This is a genomic window from Shewanella sp. Sh95, from assembly GCF_001308045.1.
Classification (GTDB): Bacteria; Pseudomonadota; Gammaproteobacteria; order Enterobacterales; family Shewanellaceae; genus Shewanella; species Shewanella xiamenensis.
This window is the reverse complement of record NZ_LGYY01000099.1, coordinates 1-461: the sequence shown is the minus strand read 5'-3', so window position 1 is coordinate 461 and position 461 is coordinate 1. Positions and strand designations below refer to the sequence as shown.

General features: G+C 81.8%; 1 protein-coding gene. It reads left to right on the top strand.

What is annotated here, in order from left to right; genetic code table 11:
- Nucleotides 1-391: hypothetical protein (locus AEA42_RS22610; RefSeq protein WP_197278428.1), on the top strand; the 391-nt coding region annotated here is incomplete at its 5' end.
- Nucleotides 392-461 lie beyond the last annotated feature (70 nt).

Here is a 461-nt window from a genome sequence, read left to right as displayed (position 1 = left end):
GATCGACGGCCTGTGGCGCGTCGCGCGCGGTGACGGGGACGTGCTCGGTGCGCTGGGCGTGGTCGCGTCCGACGGGTTCGCGTCGCTGCCGCGGTTCGCGGTCGTGCGCACGGACGCCGACGGCGCCGTGCACGCCGTCCTGCGCGGCCCGGTCCGGCTGCGCCTGCACGGCGCCGACGACGTGCAGGAGGTCACGGCCGGCGACGGTGCCGTCTGGACCGAGCACCGGGCGCTCGGCGTGCGCGGGCTGGTGCTCGTGACCGACGACGTCGACGACGTGGGCGCGTCCTGGCGGCCGCTGGTCGGGGGCGTCGTGCGCGCGGGCGGGCTGCGCACGGGCGCCACCGTCGGCGCGGCCCCGGCACCCGCGACGCCGCAGCCGCCCGACTAGCCGGGCGTGACCCCGGCGGGCGCCCCCGCGGCCGCCCGCGGGGCGGGGGCAGGGCCCGGTGCCCGAGGCG